Origin of the sequence: Pseudomonas sp. AMR01 (genome assembly GCF_041946035.1) — a bacterium.
GTDB lineage: Bacteria > Pseudomonadota > Gammaproteobacteria > Pseudomonadales > Pseudomonadaceae > Aquipseudomonas > Aquipseudomonas antarctica_B.
This window is the reverse complement of record NZ_JAUTYR010000006.1, coordinates 240841-247215: the sequence shown is the minus strand read 5'-3', so window position 1 is coordinate 247215 and position 6375 is coordinate 240841. Positions and strand designations below refer to the sequence as shown.

Here is a 6375-nt window from a genome sequence, read left to right as displayed (position 1 = left end):
GAATAAACCTGAATATGGTTAATAATGTGTCAACCATGTCTCCGCACATGTGTCCACCATGTGTCCGGTCCGTACAGGTCCTTCCAAAAGTGACCCGCTGTAAGAGCGGAACCGATATCAGCCCTCACTTAAATAACGGATATGTACTCCGACCCTAACCCTCTGCCGCCTGACGCATAGCCTTCGCGAGCAAGCCCGCTCCCACAGTTGGACTGGGGGCATCAGGAGATATGGGTTGGCTTGAAGGCAGCCATCGCAGCCAGCTCCCACATTTGAACCTCACCACAGCACCTCAAGCGGCCCCATCCCGGCAGCCGCCGAACCAAAAAGTCAGTTCCACAAACCGATCTTTTCCAGCTCCTGCTTAAAGTTAGCCCGAGTGATCAACGTCACCTCATCCATCGCCGTATACTTCGGCGGCTCCGTGCCTTTGGTCACCCACTCATACATCATCAGCGCCGTGTTATACCCCTCAATGTGCGGACTAGGCAGCATCGAGCCAAAGAACCCACTGTCAGCTTTTTTCAACTCGCCAATCGCATCCGTCCCATTGATACCAATGCCAATCACATTGGCCGCAGCAAACCCTGCGCTCTCAGTCGCACGCACACCACCCAACACGGTGTTGTCGTTCATACCACCAATAATCAAATGCTTCGCACCGCTCGGCAGCTTGACCAGCGCCGAGTTGGTCGCATCCATGCTGCCCGGAACATCCAGCGTCTTGGCAGCCGTGAACAGAATGTGATCCTTGGGAATACCCGCTTCTTCCAGGGATTTAACCGAGCCGTCAGTGCGCTTTTTACCGGTATCAAGCTCGTTGAAGGTATTGATCACCGCATAGGTATCCTTCCAGTCCCACCCACGCTTTTTCGCCTCCGCCGCCATCGCGGCGCCCTGCTTCTGGCCCACTTCAAACGCCGCCATACCGAGGTACGGCACGTCCTCCATGAAGTTGCCTTTGGCGTCGACAAAACGGTCATCCACCGCAATCACTTTCAGCCCGTTGGCCTTGGCCTTGGCCACAATGGCCGGGCCCAGCGACACATCCGGCGGGCAGATCACAAAGCCCTTGGCACCGTTGGCCGCCAGGCTGTCGATGGCCGAAAGGGTTTTCTCGCCATCGGGGACGGCGATTTTGATCACGGTGAAGCCATGTTCCTTGCCGGCTTTTTCAGCAAACGCCCACTCGGTCTGGAACCACGGCTCTTCAGCCTGCTTGACCAGAAAACCGATCTTCACCTCTTCAGCAGCCAGCAACAGGCCGCTCAAGCTCAGGGCCGACACCGCTACAGCGGCGCAACACAGGGAACGAATACCACGACGACGATTCATACGGGTGACTCCTTGTTGTTGTTTTAAAGTCTTGGGTTTATCCGGCGAAGCGGTGACAGGGTTTGCCTGGCACGTCGACTTCAATGGCCAATACCGCGCCGTCCAGGGGATGATCCAATGGGCTGGCGGCACTGGTGATATACAACGTGGTGAGGTTCGGCCCACCGAATACGCAACTGGTCGGGCGGCTGACAGGCAGCTCGATGACGCGGTCCACCTCACCCTCTGGCGTGAGGCGCAGCAGGCAGCTGCCATCCCAGCGAGCGTTCCAGATGTAGCCTTCGGCATCCATCGCCGAACCATCCGGCCCGCCGCGCTCGTGTGGACCGAACCAGACGTTGGCGGGGTCGAGCTGGCCATCCGCCTTAATCCGGTGCCGATACAGCGTGCCGTCCATGCTGTCGCCGAAATGCACTTCGGTGCCGTCGTCGTTCCAGAGCAAGGTGTTGGGAATACCCAGCCCGCTCAGCAGCGGCGTGACCTGCGCATCGGCATCAATGCGAAACAGCCCACCGGAGCGCCGGGTAACCGGCAAGTCTTCGCCCTTCTCGCCAATGTTGTTCTGCATGGTGCCCAGCCACAGACGACCGCTGGCATCGCAGCGCGCTTCATTGCCGCGGTTGCCCGCTTGCGGGTCAGCCACGCACAGCAGGGTCAGGGCTTGGGTGGCAAGGTTGAGCCGGTACACACCGCTGCTCAAGGTCACCAGCGCGTCGCCGCTTTCACACGGGATAAACGCCGAGACATGCTCGGGCAATTGCCAAACCTGCAACTGCCCGTCCATCAGGCGCAGTGCCTGCTTGCCAATGATATTGACCCAATACAGCGCCTGGCTCGGCACGTCCCAGAACGGACCTTCGCCCAGTTGCGCGCGGTGCGGGGTAACGGCGATACACGGCATGTAGCCTCCTGGAGTGTTCGTTCAGGCGCGTGTCACAGCGGGTCGCGGGATGGCGTGCCATCCACCAGCCGTTGAATGCGCAACGGGTTGGCGTTTTTCAACGCGTCGGGCAGCAGGCTATCAGGGTAATTCTGGAAGCACACAGGGCGCAGGAAACGGTCGATGGCCAGGCTGCCGACCGAGGTGCCACGGGCGTCCGAGGTGGCGGGATACGGGCCGCCGTGAACCATTGAGTCGCAGACTTCCACGCCGGTCGGGTAGCCATTGAGCAGGATGCGGCCGACCTTTTGTTCCAGCAGTGGCGTCAGTTCGGCGAACTGGTCAAAGTCGGCTGGCTCGCCAATGATCGTCGCCGTGAGCTGACCGTGCAGCCCGTTCAAGGCGGCGCTGAGCTGGGCCGCGTCGGCGACTTCAACAAATACGGTGGTCGGGCCAAACACTTCTTCCTGCAACACTTCGTCGCCGTCGATCAGCAGGCGCACGTCGGCCTTGAACAGCTGTGGCTGAGCCTGTTTACCCGCTTGCGCGCTGCCCGCCAAGTGCTGAATGCCAGGATGCGCCAAGAGTGCTTGCAGGCCTTTGCCATAGCTGCTCAGCGTGCCGGCGTTGAGCATGGTTTGCGCGGGCTGATCGCCGATCAACTGCGCGACCTGTTGGGTGAACGCCGTGAACTGCGGCGAGGCAATACCGATCACCAGGCCAGGATTGGTGCAGAACTGGCCACACCCCTGAACCACCGAGGCGGTGAGGTCGCGGGCGATGGTCTCGGCACGTGCCTGGAGGGCCTGGGGCAACACGATCACCGGGTTGATGCTCGACATCTCGGCAAACACCGGGATTGGCTGCGGGCGTGCCGCCGCCATGTCGCACAAGGCGCGGCCGCCTTTGAGCGAGCCGGTGAAACCCACGGCCTGGATCGCCGGGTGCTTGACCAGCGCCTCACCCACGCCACCGCCGAAAATCATGTTGAACACGCCCGCCGGCATCTCGGTGGCCTCAGCCGCCCGAATGATCGCATCGGCCACCCGTTCAGCCGTCGCCATGTGCCCGCTGTGGGCCTTAAATACTACCGGGCAGCCGGCCGCGAGTGCCGCCGCCGTGTCGCCGCCGGCGGTGGAAAACGCCAGGGGAAAGTTGCTCGCGCCAAACACTGCCACCGGGCCCAAGCCGATGCGGTATTGGCGCAGGTCGGGGCGTGGCAGCGGTTGGCGATCGGGCAGTGCCTTGTCGATGCGTGCGCCGTAGAAATCACCGCGACGCAGCACCGTTGCGAACAGGCGCATCTGGCCGCTGGTGCGCCCGCGTTCGCCTTTGATGCGTGCAGCCGGCAGCGCGGTTTCGCGGCACACCAGCTCAACGAAGTCATCGCCCAGCGCGTCCAGCTCATCGGCCACCGCCTCCAGGAACTGCGCGCGGCGCGAGGCACTTAATGCGCGGTACGCCGGGTAAGCAGCGGCGGCCGCGTTGGCGGCGGCATCGACCTCTTCGGGCGTGGCCTGGTAAAAGTGCTGGGGCAAGGCTTCGCCGGTGGTGGCGTCGACACTATTTAGCGTGACGCTGCCGTTGGCGCTGCGCTGGCCGCCGATGTAGTTGTGGCCGAGAAACGGGGTCATGGTGATCTCCTTAAAGCGTGATGACGTTGCCGGGTTCAAAGGCCGCATCGCTGCTGCCGACACTGTTGATCAGCGGCGCGCCGAAATCGGCCTGGCTGATCTCGAACACGTCCCCTGGCTGGGTACGTATACCATCAGCGAATGACAGCGTCGCGGTGCCGAAAAAGTGTATATGCACATCACCCGGCTTGAGAAATTGGCGGTATTTGAAATGGTGGTATTCAAGGTTTTCCAGGCTGTGGCACATATTGGCCTCGCCACTGAGGAATTCGTTCCGCCAGATTTCCTCGCCGTTGCGCAGAATGCGACTGGTGCCCGCCAGGTGCTGCGGCAGTTCGCCCACGCGCAGTTCCGGGCCATAGCTGCAACTGCGCAGCTTGGAGTGGGCCAGGTACAGGTAATTCTTGCGTTCCATGATGTGGTCAGAGAACTCGTTGCCCACGGCAAAACCCACGCGGTAGGGCTTGCTGTCGGGACCGATGACGTAGAGGCCGCCGATCTCCGGTTCTTCACCTGCGTCATCGGCGAACGGTGGCACCGGGAACGCCTCACCCGGACGCACGACGATGCTGCCGTCGCCTTTGTAAAACCACTCAGGCTGCACGCCTGCCTGACCGGCGGCCGGCTTGCCGCCCTCCACGCCCCATTTGAAAATGCGCATGGTGTCGGTCAGCGCGGTGTCGTCACCGGCCTGGTGCATTTTGTCCCGCGCCGAAGCGCTGCCCAGGTGAGTCAGGCCGGTACCGCTGATCAACATGTGCGCCGGGTCCGGGTGGTCCAGTGGCGGCAGGACTTTCAAGTCAGCCAGCAGCGCGGCGTAGTCGTAGCTGTCGCCCAGGCCGAGGCTGTTCACCTGTTGCGCCAGGCCCACGCCCGCTTCGATGGCGACCAGGGCCAGTTCGCGCACCGTGCGCGCGCCGGTCACTTCGCGCAGTTTATTACCTTCGACGACGCCCACGCGCCGCTCGCCATTGCGTAACTCGAACTGAACCAAACGCATGAAATTTCTCCCGGATTAAAGTCGTGAAGCGCCACGCGCACTGGCGGCAAATTGGTCAAGCGGCAGCACGTGCTTGCGCTCCAGCAGGCGGTAAACCACGCCCGTCAGCAGCAGGCCGAACACCATGACTGCCGACAGAAAATACAAGCCCGATGCCAGGTTGCCGGTGTATTCCTTGAGCGCGCCGATCACGAACGGGCCGATATAGCCGCCGAGGTTGCCCACCGAATTGATCAGCGCAATGCCTGCCGCTGCACTGGCGCCGGCAAAGAAGCGCCCCGGCAAGGTCCAGAACACCGCCGTGCAGGAAAACAGCGCAAACGCCGCCAGGCTCAGCGCGGCCATTTGCAACACCGGCACACTGAGCCAGGCACTGAAAAACAGGCCAATGGCGCCCAGCACGTAGAGCACCGCGAGATGGCCGTAGCGGTCATTCAAGCGGTCGGAACTGCGCGGGATGATCAGCAACCCGATGATCCCGAAAATGTAGGGCACCGCCGAGATAAAACCAGTGACGAGGTCACTGCCACCGAACTGTTTGATCAAGGTCGGCAGCCATAGCCCCAGGCCGTAAATGCTCAGGGTCACTGGCAGATAGAACAGCGCCAGCAGCAGCACGCGCGTGTCTTTGAGTGCCAGCAGCGGGTTGCCATGACGGGTCTGGCCGTAGGCTTGCAGGTCTTTGTTCAATTCACCGGTGAGCCAGGTTTTTTCCTCCTCGCTCATCCAGTTGACCTGCTTTGGGCCATCCGGCAGAAAACGCAGCACCGGCCAGGTCAGCAGCAGCGCCGGGGTGCCGATCACGATAAACAGCCATTGCCAGCCGTGCAGGCCAAGGATGCCGTCCATGCCAAGCAAGCCGCCGGACACGGGCCCGGTGATCATCATGGCGATGGGTTGAGACAGGATAAACAGCCCGAGGATTTTGCCGCGATGGCGCACCGGGAACCATTGGGTGATGTAGTAGAGCACGCCCGGGAAGAACCCGGCTTCCGCCGCGCCGAGCAAAAAGCGCATCACGTAGAAACTGTGTGGCCCCTGCACGAACGCCATGCCGATGGTGATGGCGCCCCAGGTCAGCATGATCCGCGCAAACCAGCGCCGCGCGCCGAAGCGGTCGAGCATCAGGTTGCTGGGGATTTCGAAGAGAAAGTAGCCGATGAAGAACAACCCGGCACCCAAACCATACGCGGCGTCGCCGATACCGACGTCGGCGCCCATGTGCAGTTTGGCAAAACCCACTGCCGAGCGGTCCACGTAGGCGATCAGGTACAGCAGGATCAGGAATGGAATCAGTTTCAGCGTGATGCGCCGAATAAGCCGCAATTCCTGGCTCATGGGGTCGATCTCCGTTTGTTGTTCTTATAGAAGCTCGGGGCACGCCTCTCGCGAAAACTCGCCAGGGCAACGCCTCAGTTGAGACCGACTATATAGTACGACTATTTACAAGACAACACTTCCAAAGCATCGATTTTGCGCTTATGTTTACCACCATATAGAACATATAGTCATACAATAAGAGAACC

Annotated in this window: 5 protein-coding genes; all 5 read right to left on the bottom strand. The window is 61.2% G+C overall.

Annotated features, from left to right (window positions below; genetic code table 11):
• Nucleotides 1–330 precede the first annotated feature (330 nt).
• The 5 genes from Q7C20_RS08925 to Q7C20_RS08905 are packed head-to-tail and all read right to left on the bottom strand — an operon-like array spanning nt 331 to nt 6187.
• Complete coding sequence (locus Q7C20_RS08925; RefSeq protein ID WP_348062169.1) at nt 331–1335, bottom strand: substrate-binding domain-containing protein; 1005 nt, start codon at nt 1333–1335, stop codon at nt 331–333.
• Nucleotides 1336–1372: 37 nt separating this feature from the next.
• Nucleotides 1373–2236 (bottom strand): SMP-30/gluconolactonase/LRE family protein, encoded by an 864-nt coding sequence (locus tag Q7C20_RS08920; protein WP_375066806.1) that lies wholly within the window; start codon nt 2234–2236, stop codon nt 1373–1375.
• Between the two features lie 32 nt (nt 2237–2268).
• A complete protein-coding gene (locus Q7C20_RS08915) occupies nt 2269–3849 on the bottom strand; it encodes an aldehyde dehydrogenase (NADP(+)) (RefSeq protein WP_375066805.1) in 1581 nt (526 codons plus the stop codon).
• 10 nt (nt 3850–3859) lie between these two features.
• Nucleotides 3860–4849, bottom strand: a complete 990-nt coding sequence (gene araD1 / locus Q7C20_RS08910) for an AraD1 family protein (RefSeq protein WP_348062166.1) — start codon at nt 4847–4849, stop codon at nt 3860–3862.
• 15 nt (nt 4850–4864) lie between these two features.
• Nucleotides 4865–6187, bottom strand: a complete 1323-nt coding sequence (locus Q7C20_RS08905) for an MFS transporter (protein ID WP_375066804.1) — start codon at nt 6185–6187, stop codon at nt 4865–4867.
• Nucleotides 6188–6375: the final 188 nt, after the last annotated feature.

What these genes read in the sequence shown, in the direction of transcription:
- Q7C20_RS08925 (WP_348062169.1), bottom strand. Translation starts at nt 1,335, where the DNA reads ATGAATCGTCGTCGTGGTATTCGTTCCCTGTGTTGCGCCGCTGTAGCG.
- Q7C20_RS08915 (WP_375066805.1), bottom strand. Translation starts at nt 3,849, where the DNA reads ATGACCCCGTTTCTCGGCCACAACTACATCGGCGGCCAGCGCAGCGCC.
- araD1 (WP_348062166.1), bottom strand. Translation starts at nt 4,849, where the DNA reads ATGCGTTTGGTTCAGTTCGAGTTACGCAATGGCGAGCGGCGCGTGGGC.
- Q7C20_RS08905 (WP_375066804.1), bottom strand. Translation starts at nt 6,187, where the DNA reads ATGAGCCAGGAATTGCGGCTTATTCGGCGCATCACGCTGAAACTGATT.
- Q7C20_RS08920 (WP_375066806.1), bottom strand. Translation starts at nt 2,236, where the DNA reads ATGCCGTGTATCGCCGTTACCCCGCACCGCGCGCAACTGGGCGAAGGT.